The following is a 16,378-nucleotide window of genomic DNA, read 5'->3' on the forward strand; positions in this document are numbered from 1 at the left end:
TATTTTTAAATAGTATAGCAGAAGCTTGATAACATTTAGTAAGAATTTTTTTAACATAATGTGTACTTCTCAAATTAAAATTGCATTCATATTTTCACTTAAAAAAATTCGATATTTTTTTGTAAAGTATCGTCATTTTTAAGCTCTTTTACACTTGTTTTTTTTGCGGATTTGGTGTATAATAAATAGTAATCAATTGATGAAATTGTGTATATACGCATATTTCTTCGGTTAGAATATTCGCAAAAAGGAGAGATATAGTATGAATAGCGGTTTATACCAGTTTGCCGATAACGTTATCCACACTTCTGATAAAGACCTCGGCGCCGAAACTGTCGCCGCGGTAGTTATCACCGGTCTGGCTGTTGTTTTTATCGGTCTTATACTGCTTATAGCGCTTGTATGGCTTTATGGTAAAATATTCCAGGCTGTCAACGACAAAGCTGCTAAAAAAGCTGCTGCGGCGGCTGCGGCAAAGTCTGAAGCAAAGGCGGAAAAAGCTCACGCGCCCGCTCCTGCACCCGTTATCGAAGACGGTATTGAGGAAGAGGTAGCGGCTGTTATAGCGGCGGCCATTGCGGCTTACGGTGCGCAGACAGGCAAAAAGCTTGCTGTAAGAAGCATCAGAAGTGCAGACGGCGGCAGCGGCAGCAGACGTGTTAGAAACGCATGGGGAGCGGCGGCTCTCAGCGAAGCAACACGCCCGTTTTGATGTCGATAATTTCACGAAAGGACTGATTAGCTGATATGGCTATACTGGAAAGCTTTTTAAACACATTAGCAGACCTTGCCAATAAATCGGGTTTTGCAGGCTTTTTGGCAGACGGCGGCTGGAAAAATGTAATCATGATTCTTATTTCGTTCGTGTTTATGTATCTTGCTATCGCCAAGGGCTTCGAGCCACTGCTCCTGCTGCCTATTTCCTTTGGTATGCTGCTTACAAACCTGCCCGGTGCAGGAATGTATCATTCAGAATTCTGGCAATATATGGAGAAAAATGAGGTAGACCCGACGGGAGCTACCGTTTTGAATGACCACTATTTGGACTATGGATATATCTTGCGGCACGGCGGTCTGCTGGATATACTTTACTTAGGTGTAAAATTACAGCTTTATCCGCCGCTGATATTCTTGGGAATCGGCGCTATGACCGACTTTGGTCCGCTGATCGCAAACCCGAAAAGCTTCCTGCTCGGTGCTGCTGCGCAGGGCGGTATCTTCTTCACATTCATCGGTGCGGCACTCCTCGGAATGACCGCTGCGGAGTGTGCTTCTATCGCTATAATAGGCGGTGCGGACGGCCCTACAGCTATTTTTGTATCGTCTAAGCTGCTCTCAAACTCCGACAGTATCGGAGTTGGTACTATCGCACTTGCGGCGTACACATACATGGCGCTCGTGCCTATCATTCAGCCGCCTATCATGAAAGCGCTCACCACTAAGAAAGAGCGTTCGGTAGTGATGGGTCAGTTGAGAACTGTTTCCAAAACTGAGAAGATCCTTTTCCCGATACTCGTTACCGTAGTTATCGCACTGATGATCCCCGACGCCGCTCCGTTGGTAGGTATGCTGATGTTCGGCAACCTGCTTAAAGAGTCCGGTTGCTGCGACAGAATCGCTAAGACCGCTCAGAACGAGCTTATGAATATCATCACAATCTTCCTCGGAATCTCCGTAGGCGCTACCACTAGAGCCGACAGCATCATCACATGGTCGTTCGGCAAGGTGATTTTCCTCGGCGTGATCGCATTCTCGCTTGCTACTGCTTGCGGCGTGCTTCTTGGTAAGATAATGTATCTTGCTTCCGGCAAGACTATTAACCCGCTGATCGGCTCTGCCGGCGTTTCCGCTGTTCCTATGGCTGCCCGTGTTTCGCAGAAGGTAGGTCAGCAGGAAAATCCGACCAACTATTTGCTCATGCACGCTATGGGTCCGAACGTTGCAGGCGTTATCGGTTCTGCTGTTGCGGCCGGCGTTCTGCTCAGCATAGTTCAGATCGGCTGATAAATTTTGTATATCAAAATGACGGGAGAAGTGTCCCGTCATTTTTTTTTATGAGGTGAATTTATGTCAGAAAAATTTTTTGCGATGATCTCCCGCATGAAATATATCGACCGCTGGGCGCTGATGCGCAATACTATCTCTGAAAATATCAGCGAACATTCGTTGGAAACGGCGTTCATTGCACACGCTCTTGCGCTCCTGCGTAATCGTCGTTTTGGCGGCAATATCAACGCTGAGCGCTGCGCACTGTTAGCCATGTATCACGACACGACCGAGATAATTACGGGCGACCTGCCGACCCCTGTAAAATATTACAATCCTGAAATTCGCAGCGTGTATGCCGAGATAGAAAATGTCGCGGCAGAGCGCCTGCTTTCATATCTTCCTGATGATCTTCGTGCAGACTACGAGCCTCTGTTCGTTCCTTATGAGCAAGAGAAAGAACTTTGGAAGCTGGTCAAGGCGGCTGATAAGATCTCGGCGCTGATTAAGTGTATCGAAGAGCGCAAAATGGGTAACGATGATTTCTCGTCTGCTGAAAAATCCACGCTTGAAAGTATCCATGCTCTGGAAATTCCCGAAGCCGAAATGTTCATCGACGAGTTTCTCCCTGCGTTTGGTCTGACTTTGGACGATCAGACTACGTTGAAATGATATAAAAATATTAAAATCTTGTATAAATTTATCGAAAGCTATTGACTAATGGATGATTATGAGCTATAATTAAATGGTATCATGACAAGGGGGTCAAGCAAAATGGATAATCTGGTTGCCGCTTCGTTGCTTGCAAGCGACTTTTCAAATCTTGAAAGAGAGATTAAACGCGCCGAGCTGGCGGGGGTTGATTGGATCCATTATGACGTCATGGATGGGCTTTTCGTCCGTAATATCAGTTTCGGTGAGCCAGTTTTAAAAAGCGTCAGCAAGTCGATCTCTATCCCTATCGACGCGCACCTGATGATTACCGACCCTATCCGTTATGTGGGAAATTATGCAATGCTCGGTGCAAATGGCATTACTGTGCATTATGAATCTACCCCCGATATTCAGTCTGTTATCGCGAAAATTCGCGCGCTTGGCTGTAAAGTCGGTCTTGCGATAAAGCCCGCAACGCCAGTTGCGTACATTAAGCCGTACATTTCTCAGCTAGACATGATACTTATTATGACAGTTGAGCCTGGTTTTGGCGGACAGGTTTTCCTGACCGAAACGCTTTCAAAAATCACGGAAGCGCGCCAACTCGTCAACGAATCTGGCAGGGAGATACGCATTCAGGTCGATGGCGGTATCAACGCCTACACTGCGCCGATGGTGCTAGAAGCTGGTGCAGATGTGCTCGTGTCGGGTTCGTACCTTTTCAAGTCGGACGAAATGCGCCGCGCCGTCAATATTCTGCGCGGAAAAAATTCAGAGATCAATTAACTTTTGCGGAGTATCGGTGAGTAGCTCGCCGTACTCCTTTATTTTTGCTGCCGTTATCTCGCTGACGCTGTTTTCCAGCGGCGTTTTGCTCAGCAGAGCATACTTCTCGCCGAGTTTATATAGCTCATTCTCCACATTACCAATCTTTTTAAGTTTTAAGATTACATCTCGCGGAGTTTCACAGACCACGCCGTAAAGCCTTTCCGCCGTGTTTTTTGCACGCACATTTATCAGATCTTTACCACAAATGTAAATTATAAGGCTTTCGTCCTCCTGCTCAAAAATCTCCGCCGTGATCTTTTCGCCACGGCCGACCACCACGCCCATGACCTCCAGTCGCGCGATAACCGAAGCCAAAAATAGTTTCGCCGTCTTGTTTTCGGGCGAAAAGCTCTCGTAATTTATCCCCGAAAGCCGACACTCCTCGCTGCTCACGCTCACTTTCGCGCAGCCGCACGATAAAATATTTATATCCAAATAAAACACCTCGATAGAGTTACTTATTTCAGTATACTCCGTCGAGGTGTTTTTGGTTAAGCGTCCAGCGTCGCCCATTGTTCCATTTTTTCGTCAGCCTGCGCGCGCAGCGCCTCCAATTGGCTGCATTTTTCTGTCATTATCGCAAAGTCCGCTGCGATCTCCGGCGAGGCGATCTCCTCCTCCAGTTCGGCGATCTGCTCCTCTATCTGCTCTATCTCGTTCTCAAGGTCGCGCATAAGTTGCCTGCGCTTGGCGTCATCGGCGCGCTGCTGCTTCGAGCGGTACTGCTTCTGCTTTTTCTCATTGTACTCCTCAGCTGCCGCGGCGCGCTTCTCTTCCGCCTGCCGCTCAGCAGCGCTCTTCTCCTCCTCGGTGATCGTGTTGATGTAAAAATCAAAATCGCCGTCGAAAGATCGCACATGGTTCGGCGTCAGCTCCACTATCCGCGAAGCCGTCTTGTTCAGCAAATATCTGTCATGCGAAACAAGTATCATCGTGCCGCCAAACTCCTTCAGCGCTTCCTCCAGTACCTCTTTTGTCGGCAGGTCGATGTGGTTCGTCGGTTCGTCGAGTATCAGCAAGTTGCCGTGGTTCAGCGCCATTATCGCGAAACACAGCTTTGCGCGTTCACCGCCGCTGAGCACAGAGACCGGCTTGAAAACGTCCTCGCCGCGAAACAGTACCGAAGCCAATGCCTTGCGTATCTCGCCGTCCGTCATCTGCGGAAAGCGCCTCGCTACCGCCTCTATCGCTGTGTCGTGCGGGTTAAGTGAAGCGTGCTCTTGGTCGAAATAGGATACTTTTACATTATTACCCCAAAGAATGTTGCCGCTTTTGTGCGGGATAATGCCCTGTATCAGCTTTAGCACTGAGGTTTTGCCGATGCCGTTGTCGCCGATTATCGCGACGTGCTCGCCGCGCCGCACCTTTATCGTCAGGTCTTCGATCAGCGTTTTCGCCGAGCTGCCCTCGCCGACAGTCAGCGGGCAGTCGATAACCTGCACAACGTCTTTCGTCGGCTCGATGCTGTAATCGAGCTTGATTTTCGGCGGACGTTCTGCGGCGGCAGGGCGGTCGATGACCTCCATTCTGTCCAGCATATGCTGCCGCGATTTCGCCATTTTCGCTGTCGAAGCGCGCACCTTGTTCCGCGCGATGTAGTCCTCTAGCTGCGAGATCTCGCGCTGCTGCGCCTCGTACTCCTTCATCTGCCGCGCTGTATGCTGCTCTTTCTGCAATACGTAGTCGGAATAATTGCCGCGAAAAGCCGTTATCCGCCCGTTTTCGATCTCGCAGATCTTTGTGCATATCTTGTCAAGGAAATATCTGTCGTGCGATACAATTATTATAGCGCCGCGGTAGGTTTTCAAGTATCCCTCCAGCCACATAAGCGTTTTAAAGTCGAGGTGGTTTGTCGGCTCGTCCAGTATCAGCAGCTCAGGCTGTTCCAAAAGCAGCTTCGCGAGCGCCAAACGCGTTTTCTCGCCGCCCGAAAGGGAAGATACTACTCGGTCGTAAGCTAAGTCGGAAAAGCCCATGCCGTTGAGTATCAGCTTGATCTTAAAGTCGGTGTTGTAGCCGTCGTGCGCTTCAAAATACGCCGAAAGCGAGCTGTACTCAGCTGATGCAAACTCCAGTTCATCACCAACGCACTTCGTCATGTCCTCCGCCAGCTTGTCCATCTTTTCTTTTATCTCAAAAAGCCGCGAAAATGCGCTGTTCATCTCTTCAATAACGGTCGCCGAGCTGTTCAGCCCGCTGTTCTGCGCCAAAAAGCCGATAGCGCAGTCCTTTACCGTAAAAACGCCCTCGCCCGTCGGCGATTTGTCATACTCCTCTTCGCCGAGTATCATTTTCAGTAAGGTCGATTTTCCGCTGCCGTTCCTGCCGACAAGCCCCACAGTTTCGCCCTCGTTCAGCGTGAATGATATATCTTTCAGCAGCGGTTCGCCGTTAAAATATTTGTAAATATGTTCAATGTTTATCAGCATAAAGTTTCTCCTCGTCGGCAGTCAGTTCCGCCTAAATATTTTTCTAGTTTTAATTTTATAAAACAATTATGAATTTTTCAACTTTGGTTGGTTTTTTCTGCATTTATTATATTTATTTGTGATATGTGTTGTTGTTTAAAATGCCCAATAAGCGCGCAATTTATATGAGATGGTTGAGCACAATAACAAAAATCTCATGGCGCTTGATTTTTTGTTCATTTTGCTCTTGCAATTTCGATAATAATTTGTTAAAATAAATATTAAGAAATATAGTGAAATTGATGGTTGTAATAATATCATGAGGGGAGGTAAGCCCATGAATTTTCACGGAGGTCAGCACAGCGCACATGATAAAAAAACCGAAAATCTTCGCGTTATCACGTCATGCTGTCTGGGCAATGTTATAGCTTTAGAAAAGCTTTCAAACGACGCTTTTTCCAGCCTTATTTTGGGCGATGGCTTTGGCGTCATACCTTCCGCAAATGAGTTTGTAGCACCTATTTCAGGTGAGGTCAAAGATGTTTCTGCCAACAGTCATGAGATCACCGTGAAAACTCCCGATAATATGCTTATCATGGTTTCCATAGAGCCGCAGGAGTCTGCTTGTGAGCTTGATATCTCTGCACTTGTCGCTTCGGGGGATACTATCACGCAGGGTCAGCCGCTTTGGAACGTCGCTCAGCCTGCAGCCGAGCTTATGGCGGCGGTCATAGTCACAAACAGCGATTCGCTGCCGTCTTTCAATATCCGCTACGGCAAGGTCACTTCGTTCAACCAACCTGTAATGACTATTACAGTTTAAAATGTACACTAAAAAGGCGATTTGCTCAGCAGCAAGTCGCCTTATTTTTATTGATCAAAGATAAGCTTGTTTATCTCTTTCATTACCGAAAAATCTTCGTTTGAGCCGGTGTGGAAATTCGCCGTGTTCTTTACCAGCGGGTGTGCGTTCTCCATAGCATAGCTGTAATACGCGCTGTTGAGCATCTCGATGTCGTTCAGGTAATCGCCAAAAGCCATTGTGCTCTCGTATGAAGCGCCAAGCCGCTGCTGAAGAACCTCTATGCCCCTGCCTTTCGTAACGCCAACATTCATGATATCCGCCCAGTAAAATCCCGAAAGCACTACTTTGAATACGTCAGAAAACTCGCGCTGAAGTATTTTCAGACCGTTTTCTTCCATGCCGTGCTCGTTATAAACGGCAACTTTTGTGATGTTGTCGTCAAAGTCGCGCAGGTCTTTCAGTATGCAGTGCTTCTTGTAGTAAAGCTGTACCTCGCGGTGGTAGGCGGAGTCGCCCTCGGGCATAAATGTGTTGTTTGGACTGCAAAGCAGCGGCACCATGCCGTTCTGCTCGCAAACGTCGATTATGCGCAGAACTCTCTCACGAGGCATCACCGATTTACTGAGTATCTTGCCCTTGTCGATTATCAGTGCGCCGTTGTCGCAGATTATTGATATATCGTCAATGTATTTGCCAAACTGCTCCTGCAAAGCGGTAAGGCTTCTACCGCTTGAAACGGCGAACGTAATTCCCTTGGCTTTCAATTTTTCGATCAGTTCGTCAAAGTCCGGCGGCAGTTCTTTGGCTGAGTTTACCAGTGTTCCGTCTATATCTGAAGCGATAAGCTTTATCATGATCCAAATACCTCTCTTATCGTGTCGCGTAAAATCGTATACTGTGATTATTATAGCCTAATTTTATGAACAATTCAAATAATAAGAGTGTTAAAATCGCTTTTTCTTACAAATCGTCGCTTTGTACAAAAATTTTTCAGCCAGGGTCCGCTATTTGAGCATAAAAACGCGTATAAACCACAAAAAAGCAAGGTGCTTCACATACGAAAAACGCCTTGCTTTGTTATAATGCTTATGTTCAGAGCACCGTTATCAGATGATGTCATCCTCCTGATTCGGGATCTCAAGCTGCTTCTTAGGTACTCTTTTTATAGGATCATAGATCCATTTCTTACATGAATAATCGGCGTCAACAAGACCCTGTCTTTCGCAAAGCACCTTGTTGCCTTCTTTCGAGCGGTTGCCATAAAGGCAGTACGAACAAGAGGGCTGAATGCCGTTTCCGAAAAAGTTTTTCTTTTTAGCCATTATAATACATCTCCTTAATGCTAGGGCATTTCTTTTTACCTAATTATTATACCACATTTATTCCGAAAATGCTAGTCTTTTTTTCAAAACTGTCAAAAAAATCATCATAATCAAGCAAACGACGGGTATAAAATTGTTGAAATTGACGATAAAAACAGGCTTGCTCGCCGCGGCTATGTAATTTTCGCCAAATATCTTGCTGAATATCATGCAAAATATTCCTGCAAAAGCCGCGCTAATGCATCGTGTGCCTAAAAATGGCAGCATATTGAAACGTCCGCCGATGATCGTCTTTATCTGCATCATCACGCATAACCCTCCCAGCGCACCCGAAGCCGCTATCAGCGGTAATAAACGGTAGGGCAGCCCATCCATCGCCGAGAGGTTTGAGATCTCCAGCAGCGAGTACGCGAGCGTTCTCAGTTCGTTATCGCTTATCGCGTTCATCGCGCCGCTGCACCGCAGTATCGTTATCGCCGTCTGAAAGAAGAGTATCATACAGCAGATCTTGAAAAGCCCTCTGCCTGCCGTATCAACGCTTTCGGCGAGCATATCTCCGCTCAGTTTGAATTTTTCGCCGCGCGCCTCGCAGTGTATCTTGAATATGCGTGAGAGTATAGCGGCGCTCAGCAGATTTCCCGCGATCATCGCCGCGAATATCATTAGCCCGACTTTAGCTGACCCGAACACCGTTAGCCCTACCGCTCCGCTGAAAAATGCAGGCCCGCCGTTGTAACAAAAGCCCGTCAGCCGCGCCGCGCTTTTTTTGTCGATGCGCCCGTTGTCCAGCATCGTGCATATCACCGCCGTGCCGACGGGGTAGCCGCCGATGTTTCCCATCAGCAGCGGGAACATCGCCTGCTTCGGCAGCCCCGTTATCCACGCGAGGGGAGTCAGCAGCTTTGATATAAATATGTACGCCCCGCTGCGTATCATGAGATCTGAGATCGCCATGAACGCGAAAAGCGAGGGTATCATCACGTTTATGCAGCGCGCCAGCGCCGTTTGCATATCGCTTACAGTTTGCTCCGAGAAAATTATCAGCGCCGCCGCGTAGGCAGTGAGCGCGTACGCCAGCGTCGCTGAGATCAGCCGTCTTTTTATCATACAGATCACGTCGCCTCTATCTGATTTTTGATGTTCATTATCGCGCTTTTTTCCAGCCGCGATACCTGCGCCTGCGAAATGCCTATCGCTTTCGCGACCTCCACTTGCGTTTTGCCCTGCAAATACCGCAGTGCCAGAATGTTTCGCTCACGCTCTGGCAGTTTGCTCACAGCGTCGTTCACCAGCATTTCGTTAAGCGCGGCGTTGCTGTCGGTGCGGTCGCTTATTTGATCCATAACGTACAGCGTGTCGCCGGAATCGGAATATATCGGCTCGAATAGCGATACGGGGTCGGTTATCGACTCCAGCGCTATCACTACGTCCGCGCGATTCGCGCCTATCTCCGCCGCTATCTGCTCGACGGTTGGCTCACAGCGGATCTGCGCCGTCAGCTTTTCCTTCGCCTGCATAGCCTTGTACGCCATGTCTCTCATCGAGCGACTTACGCGCACCGATTGGTTGTCGCGCAGGTATCTCCGCACTTCGCCGAGTATCATCGGCACGCCGTATGTCGAAAATTTCACGTTCAGCTCGATGTTGAAATTGTCGATAGCCTTTATTAGCCCGATCACCCCGACTTGAAACAGATCGTCCGCCGATTCGCCCCTGCCGATGAACTTTTGCAGCACGCTAAGCACCAGCCTGAAATTGCCCTGTATCAGCTTCTCACGCGCCTGCTCGTCGCCCTCTTTCGTCCTGCGCAGCAGGTCTTTTGTTTCGTCCTCTGTCAATAGCTTCAGCTCGGCGGTATTTATCCCGCTGATCTCTACTTTATTATACTGCATTTACAGCTTCCTCCATATTTAGCGCTCTTGTTATAAATTATTGCCGCGAAAATATGAAGGTATTCGCAATTTTTAATTGTAATTTATTCCAATGAATTGATGCTCCAATACTCTGCTGCGAAATGCTTGTACGTTATATCCTATGCCGTTGTTCCCGCAAATATGCAAAAAAGAACGGCACTGTAAAAATGCCGTTCGTGATATTTTTATATGTCCATTTCGTTTGCCTCTATCGGCAGGTCGTTCGTGCTTTTCGCGTATTCGCTCACTAACACTACCGCCGCAAGCGCTGCGCATGGGATAATGCCGAGAAATGCCGCTTTTATGCCAAGCGCCTTGCAGGCGAAAAATCCGCCTACCGCGCCCAGATGGAAAAAAAGCAGGGTGCCCGCAAAGTATTTCGCTTTGTCGAGGTGCTCATTTTTGTGGTCGCAGACGTACTCGGCCAACGCGCCGACCGTCTGCCGCAGATTGTTCGTCGAGAATATCGGCGAGCTTGCGTATCCGCCGATGCTTCCGAATACCACCCACTGTATCGACATCATGACGAACGTAGGGTAAAGACCCACACAGCGGTTTATATCGGCGGGCAGCAGACCCAGCACTATAAATCCTGCGGCGTTCACCGCCATGCTGAAAAGCTTCATATCTATCCTGCCCTTTTTGCTGAGGTAAACGGCTGTAAATACCGCCCCAGCGTATAGCAGCATACCTATAAAATGCAGCACAGCCTGCAAGTAATCTTTTCCCAGCAGCCCCGTCAGCATTTCCAGCAGATTCATAGTCTGCGAAGAGCCCAGGTTCAGCCGTATCAGTACGGTGTACGCCCCCGCGAAGCCGCCTATCAGCGCGGCGATACGGTGAAGCACTCTTTCGTACCTCAAATCCATATTTGACCACCTTCAAATGTTACATTTTCTCAATTTCACATATTCATTATAACACTTTAAAAGCGCAGGTGTCAACATTATTCTTTACAAATATACACGCCGATTTTACCGTTTTTTATTGATTTTGCTTGTGTTATATCACTCCAGCGCCGCCTTGAAAGCGTCCTGTATCGTGTTCACTTCGTCTATTTCTATCTCAAAAGCGCTCTTGTCAACGCCTTTTAGCGAGGTCGCGGGCACTATGCACTTCTTAAAGCCAAGCCGCTGCGCTTCCGATATTCGCTGAGCGGTGCGCTGTACTCCGCGAAGCTCGCCCGCCAGACCTATCTCGCCGAATGTTATCACGTCCGGGCTTACGCACTTGTCCGTCATGCTCGAGTACAGCGAGAGCGCCACGGGCAGGTCTGCGGCAGGCTCATTTATATCAAACCCGCCTACCACATTCATGTAAACGTCCAGTCCGCCGAAATAGTAACCCATTCGCTTTTCCAGTACGGCTATCAGTATCGCCATTCTGTTGTAGTCAAAGCCGGTGGCGGTGCGGCGCGGCACGTTAAAAGCGCTCTTTGTCACCAACGCCTGCACCTCGGCAAGTATCGGCCGCGAACCTTCCATCACGCAGGCGACGCAGCAGCCAGAAGCGTCCTGCGGACGTCCCGAAAGCAGCATCTCAGAGGGGTTAGCCACCTCGCTCAATCCTTTGTCGTTCATCTCAAAAACGCCTATCTCGTTCGTCGAGCCGAAGCGGTTCTTTATGCCGCGCAGTATCCGATACGGCAGATTTTTCTGTCCCTCAAAGTACAGCACGCAGTCAACTATGTGCTCCATTACCTTAGGCCCTGCGATAGCGCCGTCTTTATTAACGTGACCGACTATCAGCATTGGTATCTCCTGCGATTTCGCCGTTTTCATCAGCAGATTAGCACACTCGCGCACCTGCGTTATCGAGCCTGCCGCCGAGGCTATCGCTTCGATGTTCATGGTCTGTATCGAGTCGATTATCGCAATCTCCGGCTTTTCCTTGATTATCACGCTGCATATCGCTTCGCAGTCCGTTTCGCTCAGCAGATACAGATTTCCGCTGTCTACCCCCAGCCGCTGCGCGCGCAGCTTTATCTGCCGCAGCGATTCCTCGCCCGAAACGTAGAGTATAGTGTGGTCGTCACCCAGCGTTTGGCATATTTGCAGCAGCATCGTCGATTTGCCGATGCCCGGCTCGCCGCCCAGCAGCACAAGGCTGCCTTTCACTATGCCGCCGCCCAGCACGCGGTCAAGCTCTTTCAGCCCCGTGCTCCAGCGCGTTTCGTTCGCTTCCGCGTCGATGTCGTTTATCTCAAATATCCCGTCTGAAACGTCGCGTACCGATACCGCGCGTTTTGCCGATGTGCGCGATGATACTATCGGCGTGTTCTCCTCAAATGTGTTCCATTCGCCGCATGATGGGCACCTGCCGTTCCATTTTCCCGATTCGTACCCGCACTGCGAGCACACATATACGGTCTTTGCTTTAGCCATTTTATTCCTCTTTTCAAAATAAGCGTACCCGCATTTTGCAGATACGCTTGTTGTTAGTTATTTACAGCCTGCACGCTCTCGGGCGGTATGTCCTCTGCGTGTTCGGGTGTGTTCTCAATGAATTTTATAAGCGGGTCAGTGAGCACATTTTGCAGCTCTCGGCAGAAATATACAGCGTTTATAAATCTGTTCTGTATCTCTTCTTCAAGGTCAAATTCTGCGTCCTCTATGCTTTCAAAAGGCAAGTATCCGCCCGCCATGGTGCTGTGTCCGCCGCCTGTTCCGATGCCCTCAAGCGCGTTTGTAGTTATCGTGCCTGCGTCGAGGTACTCGATAGATGAGCGCACTGAGAATTTCAGCCCGTTTCCGCGGTATGAATACGCTATCGCGAACTGTACCTCCACCAGTGTCAGCATAAAGTCGCAGACTGATGCTATCAGACCGTCTGAAGCTTCGCTGTCGATGAATGAAAATCCTATGTCGCCGAAAACTTTTATGTTGCTCAGCGCCATAGTGTACGCTTTAAGGTCGGCAAAGTCCATCTGCTGTCTTGCCAGCGTTTTCAGCTTTTCCTGATCCGCAATAGAAAAGAGCTTGGCGAATATTTCCACGTCCTGCTCGGTCATTCCGCGCTTTAGGTCTTCGGTGTCCATTCTCAGACCGTACATCAGCGCCGTGGCCGTGCTTTCGTCCATAGGCAGGTCGTTTTCAAAGAAATATCCCGCCACCAGCGTTGAGCACGAGCCGCATATGCGCACGTCGCGGAACTTGTAGTCGTAGTGCACCACAGTAGGGTGGTGGTCGATGCAGGCTACCACCGTGCCGTCGATTTTGGCGATGTTGGAATTATTAGTCTGCGAATCTACCGTAATTATAGCGTCTTTTGCGCTGAGGTCGCTTATCTGCTCTATGTCGGTCATCTCTATGCCGAGCATGTCCAACATGTTCGCAGTAGATGTTTTCGCGACCGTTCCGCTGTAAATTATCATGGCTTTCATGTCGAAATGCTCCAGCAGCCGCTGTACGCCGTATGCGCTGGCTATTGCGTCGGGGTCGGGAAAATTGTGCGTCTGAATAAATATTCTGTGTCCTTTCAGCACGCTTAAAAGACTTTCCAGTCTTTGGGTCATATATCATTGGTCCTTTCATAATGCGCTTTATGTTTTTATTTTAACATATTTTAATCAAGCTTTCAATACCCGCGGCTTACTTTTTTTATTTTCAGAATTTTGCACAAAAAACCGCCCGAAAAATTATCATTCAGGGCGGTATTATGCTTAATTTATCCGCGCTTCTTCCGTCTAAAAAAGTCCGCTATCCTTGCGAATATCGAGCGCTTTTTCTTCGGCTCTGCTTTCGTCTGTTCAGCCTTTTCAGCCTGCTTCGGCTCTGCGGAGTACGCCTGCGAATATAAAAACCTCTGCGCGTCCATTCGCGGCAGGTCGGTCTTGATGTACATATATTCGCCGTTCGGCTGCTGCTCGCGGGCTTTCACGTTGTCCGCAAGCTGCGTTTCAAATATGCTCACCGCGCGCTCTTTCGCGTCCTCGTCAAGCAGGGGAGCGGCTACCTCTATCCTGCGGCAGGTGTTTCGCGTCATGAAGTCCGCCGACGATATGTAAACCTTTCGGCGAACGTCCTTGCCGAAGATATAGATTCGCGCGTGCTCTAAATATCTGCCGACTATCGAGATAATGCGTATGTTGTTGCTCACGCGCGGTACGCCCGCCACAAGGCAGCTAGTGCCTCTGATTATCAGGTCTACTTTCACGCCCGCCTGTGAGCACTCTATCAGCTTGTTTATTATCTTCTTGTCCGTCAGCGAGTTCATCTTTGCGCCGATGTACCCCTCGCCGCCCGTTTGCGCTATGGCTATCTCGTTGTCCATCATCTCCAGCACTCTGTTTTGCAAACACAGCGGCGATACCATCAGCCGCGCCGTGTCGTTTGGCAATGTGCCTGTCGAGAGCGCGTGGAACACCTTTTCCGCGTCCGCCGCGATGTCGGGGTCGGCGGTCATGAGCGAGAGGTCGGTGTATATCGCGGCTGTCTTTTCGTTGTAATTGCCCGTGCCGATCTGCGTGGTGTGGGTGGTGTTGCCGTTTTCATCTGCGGTGATAAGGCAGAGCTTCGAGTGTACTTTCAGCCCCGGCGGGCCGTACATCACTCGGCAGCCCGCCTCTTCCAGCAGCTTTGAGCAGGCTATGTTGTGCTCTTCATCAAATTTAGCGCGCAGTTCTACGCAGGCGGTAACCTTTTTGCCGTTCTCAGCTGCGCGGCACAGCGCTTTGATTATCTGCGAGTTTTTCGCAACGCGGTAAAGCGTTATCTTTATCGAAGTCACTCGCGGGTCGTCCGCCGATTCGTTCAGCAGGCGTATGAATGGCTCTATCGTTTCGTATGGGAATGCCAGCAGTATATCCTTAGCCGCTATCTGTTCGCGCATGGGCACGCCGTCCTTTACGGCGGGGGAGCGGCGGGGCGAAAGCTCGTCGTAAAAAAGCTCTCTGCGCTCGGCTATCTTGTCTGAAACTTGCGAAACGTAGCTCATATCCAGCGGCGAACGTTCGGTAAATATCTGATCTCTTTTCAGCTCCAGTTGTTCCATCAGCGTGTCGAGAAAGTATTCCGAAACGCCATGCGAAAGCTGCATTCTTACCGGCGCGAGCTTTTTTCTTAGACCTATCAGCGCCGTCATGCACTCGCGGTAATCTATCTCGCGGTCTGAAAGCTTATCGGTGTTTATGTCTGCGCTGCGCGTCAGCCGCAAGGTCACCTTTTCGCGCACGCTGTACGCTTCAAAAAGCTCGCCCGCGCGCTCCTCTATCAGCTCTTCCGCCAGTATGTACTCCGTCTTTCCCGCGCCCGCAGGCAGGAATATCACCCTCTGCGGCTTGCCCGAGCAGGTTATTATTCCGAGCAGGCTGCCGTTTTCCGAGTCTAAATTCACCGCCGCGAATATCTCTTTTCCCTCGATGAAAGGGAACGGGTGTCTTTTATCGACTATGCAGGCGCTCAGCAGCGGCTTTATCTCGTACAAAAAGTGCCTGTCGGCAAAGCTGCGCTGCTCGGGGGTAAGTTCGGAACAGGTCAGCCGCTTCACGCCCTCGCGCGCCATAGCCGCTTCGTTCTCGGCGAATATCTCGTCCTTTATTTCGCCCAGCTCGCGCGTTTTGCGGTATATTTTTTGCAGCTGCTGACTGGGGCGCAGGGCGGTCTTGCCGTCGCGGCGCTTATCGTTTATCATCATCTGGTCTATCAGCGAGCCTACTCGCACCATGTAAAATTCGTCCAGATTACTGCAATATATCGACTCAAAAAGCAGCCTTTCCATCAGCGGAACGCTTTTATCCGCGCTTTCCTCCAACACTCGTTTATTAAATTTCAGCCATGAAAGCTCGCGGTTATCAAAAACTGAAAGTGTCTTGTTTTTTTCAGCGCTCAAGTTTCTTGCCGCCTTTCGTTTATATTCTTTCACTCAGTTTTTATTATATCACTTTGTGAAACTAAAGTCAATAAATTTGATGTAAAATGATCTCCGCGCAAATAGCAAAAGCCACCCCGCCAAGAGGTGACTTTTTGATTTCTTAATTCAATTAGAGCGTGCCATATACCCAAACAGTAACGCAGAAGTTTTCTCCGTCTTTGCCATCTCTATCAGGGATAATATAAGGTTTAGCAAATTTTAAAGCTTCATCAGAAGCAAATGTTAGTATGCTCCAGTGATCTCCTTCCCAAGAAACAGCAGCACTACATTTTTCCCAACCAGAAACGCCGCTCATATCCTCATAAGTAACAGTACCATACTCAGGATTAACAACACTGCTCTGCGTAGATTTGCTCTTCTTTATCATCGCGCTGGTGATAACGCCGTTTGTGTCCGCACGTCTGCCATACGCTCTAAGCTTGAAAGTGTACTTAGTACCGCTCTTCAAATTCTTGACCTTGTAAGTGCCTGCGCTCGCGCCCTTTACCGTGGCTACTTTGGTGTAAGCACCGCCGTTTTCGCTCATGTAGAGCTGATAGCCGTCGCACTTTACGCCCTGCCAGTTCACCCTAATAGAATCTTTCGTCGCGG

The 16,378-nt window shown here is 49.2% G+C and carries 16 protein-coding genes; 5 read left to right on the plus strand and 11 right to left on the minus strand.

Annotated features, from left to right (window positions below):
• Positions 1-262 precede the first annotated feature (262 nt).
• The 4 genes from LI114_RS04015 (at position 263) to rpe (ending at position 3,426) form a co-directional block, all read left to right on the plus strand.
• The gene (locus LI114_RS04015; RefSeq protein WP_227219534.1) at positions 263-712 is read left to right on the plus strand and encodes an OadG family protein; all 450 of its coding nucleotides are present in this window, start codon (positions 263-265) and stop codon (positions 710-712) included.
• Positions 713-747: 35 nt separating this feature from the next.
• Positions 748-2,004: a sodium ion-translocating decarboxylase subunit beta gene (locus LI114_RS04020; RefSeq protein ID WP_227219536.1), complete on the plus strand. Its 1,257-nt coding sequence runs from the start codon at positions 748-750 to the stop codon at positions 2,002-2,004.
• Between the two features lie 63 nt (positions 2,005-2,067).
• The gene (yfbR, locus tag LI114_RS04025) at positions 2,068-2,658 is read left to right on the plus strand and encodes a 5'-deoxynucleotidase (protein ID WP_227219538.1); all 591 of its coding nucleotides are present in this window, start codon (positions 2,068-2,070) and stop codon (positions 2,656-2,658) included.
• A gap of 102 nt (positions 2,659-2,760) precedes the next feature.
• Positions 2,761-3,426 carry a ribulose-phosphate 3-epimerase gene (gene rpe / locus LI114_RS04030; protein ID WP_227219540.1) on the plus strand — a complete coding sequence of 222 codons (666 nt, stop codon included), beginning with the start codon at positions 2,761-2,763 and terminating at the stop codon, positions 3,424-3,426.
• Here rpe and LI114_RS04035 read toward each other — a convergent pair.
• Positions 3,412-3,903, minus strand: coding sequence for a hypothetical protein (locus tag LI114_RS04035; protein ID WP_227219542.1), 492 nt, complete (start codon positions 3,901-3,903; stop codon positions 3,412-3,414). The genes rpe and LI114_RS04035 overlap by 15 nt on opposite strands.
• Before the next feature lie 56 nt (positions 3,904-3,959).
• Entirely contained in the window at positions 3,960-5,897 is a 1,938-nt protein-coding gene (locus LI114_RS04040; RefSeq protein WP_227219544.1) for an ABC-F family ATP-binding cassette domain-containing protein, read from the minus strand.
• 316 nt (positions 5,898-6,213) lie between these two features.
• Between LI114_RS04040 and LI114_RS04045 the strand changes: the two genes are divergently transcribed.
• On the plus strand, positions 6,214-6,699 hold the full coding sequence (locus LI114_RS04045; RefSeq protein ID WP_227219546.1) for a PTS glucose transporter subunit IIA: 486 nt from the start codon (positions 6,214-6,216) through the stop codon (positions 6,697-6,699).
• A gap of 47 nt (positions 6,700-6,746) precedes the next feature.
• On the opposite strand, the gene LI114_RS04050 is transcribed toward LI114_RS04045, so the two are convergent.
• The 9 genes from LI114_RS04050 to LI114_RS04090 form a co-directional block, all read right to left on the minus strand.
• Positions 6,747-7,535, minus strand: a complete 789-nt coding sequence (locus LI114_RS04050) for an HAD family hydrolase (RefSeq protein ID WP_227219548.1) — start codon at positions 7,533-7,535, stop codon at positions 6,747-6,749.
• A 252-nt stretch (positions 7,536-7,787) separates the two neighbouring features.
• A complete protein-coding gene (locus tag LI114_RS04055) occupies positions 7,788-8,003 on the minus strand; it encodes a hypothetical protein (protein ID WP_227219550.1) in 216 nt (71 codons plus the stop codon).
• Between the two features lie 57 nt (positions 8,004-8,060).
• Positions 8,061-9,110, minus strand: coding sequence for a hypothetical protein (locus tag LI114_RS04060; protein WP_227219552.1), 1,050 nt, complete (start codon positions 9,108-9,110; stop codon positions 8,061-8,063).
• Between the two features lie 5 nt (positions 9,111-9,115).
• Positions 9,116-9,895 carry an RNA polymerase sporulation sigma factor SigG gene (sigG, locus tag LI114_RS04065; RefSeq protein WP_227219554.1) on the minus strand — a complete coding sequence of 260 codons (780 nt, stop codon included), beginning with the start codon at positions 9,893-9,895 and terminating at the stop codon, positions 9,116-9,118.
• Positions 9,896-10,101: 206 nt separating this feature from the next.
• Positions 10,102-10,785, minus strand: a complete 684-nt coding sequence (locus tag LI114_RS04070) for a YoaK family protein (protein ID WP_227219556.1) — start codon at positions 10,783-10,785, stop codon at positions 10,102-10,104.
• 138 nt (positions 10,786-10,923) lie between these two features.
• Positions 10,924-12,300 carry a DNA repair protein RadA gene (gene radA, locus LI114_RS04075; RefSeq protein WP_227219558.1) on the minus strand — a complete coding sequence of 459 codons (1,377 nt, stop codon included), beginning with the start codon at positions 12,298-12,300 and terminating at the stop codon, positions 10,924-10,926.
• Positions 12,301-12,353: 53 nt separating this feature from the next.
• Entirely contained in the window at positions 12,354-13,430 is a 1,077-nt protein-coding gene (locus tag LI114_RS04080; RefSeq protein WP_227219560.1) for a DHH family phosphoesterase, read from the minus strand.
• Between the two features lie 152 nt (positions 13,431-13,582).
• The gene (gene ppk1, locus LI114_RS04085; protein WP_227219562.1) at positions 13,583-15,745 is read right to left on the minus strand and encodes a polyphosphate kinase 1; all 2,163 of its coding nucleotides are present in this window, start codon (positions 15,743-15,745) and stop codon (positions 13,583-13,585) included.
• 151 nt (positions 15,746-15,896) lie between these two features.
• On the minus strand, positions 15,897-16,378 hold a 482-nt coding region (locus tag LI114_RS04090; RefSeq protein WP_227219564.1), incomplete at its 5' end, for a fibronectin type III domain-containing protein.

The organism is Ruminococcus sp. 210702-SL.1.03 (assembly GCF_020559915.1).
Classification (GTDB): domain Bacteria; phylum Bacillota; class Clostridia; order Oscillospirales; family Ruminococcaceae; genus YE71.